We start from the raw sequence: 684 nt of genomic DNA on the forward strand, positions 1-684 counted from the left end.
GTGGGGGCGAGGGGGTTGGTACCGGTCTTCTCCGGGGCCTGCGAGTCGGTCATGAGCCGCAGGGTATGACGTGGGGAAGGCTTTTGGTACCCGTCGGTAATAGTGATTCACCGACCGCACACATGACGCCAGTGGTCACTGGCAACGAACCCGCTGATCAGCCCGTTGTGCGGGACGGTTCAGCGTTCTACGAGATGTTCGGTCAGACTTTCCGCGGGATGCTCCACGAGACCTGCTACCCGACGTCGATACGCAGCCGGTCTCGGGCCGCCTTGAAGACCGCCGTGCCCTGTTTCTCGACCGGAGTGCCCTTCGGCATGTCGACCCGAAGCTCGTACATCCGGCTGTCCTCGGTGAGCACGAACAGCTCCATCACGCGCGTCGGCGAGGTGCCCAGGCGGTAGGTGGTGTCGGCGAGCACGGCCTCGCGACCCTGGAAGGTGGTCCGCGTCGTCTGCGTGCGCGCGTCCCCGTCGTAACCGTCCCAGGTCTCGTGCGCCTCGGCCGCCCGCCCGAGCGGCGACCCCGGCGCCCTGTCCCACTGCGTGAGGCGTACGTCGACGGAGCCCGCCGAGTAGACGACGAGCCGCGGCTGCTCGTCGGGGCCGCCCTGCCGGGCGAACTCCCGGTACTCGGCGGGGAGGGAGAGGACTGCGTCCATCTCGGGCTCGGGGTGGGCCGTCC

Annotated in this window: 1 pseudogene; it reads right to left on the reverse strand. The window is 68.7% G+C overall.

What is annotated here, in order from left to right:
- Nucleotides 1-235: 235 nt before the first annotated feature.
- A pseudogene (locus tag P1P75_RS41845) lies at nt 236-684 on the reverse strand (serine/threonine protein kinase); the annotation flags it as partial.

Origin of the sequence: Streptomyces sp. ID05-39B, from assembly GCF_033794725.1 — a bacterium.
Lineage (GTDB): Bacteria > Actinomycetota > Actinomycetes > Streptomycetales > Streptomycetaceae > Streptomyces > Streptomyces bobili.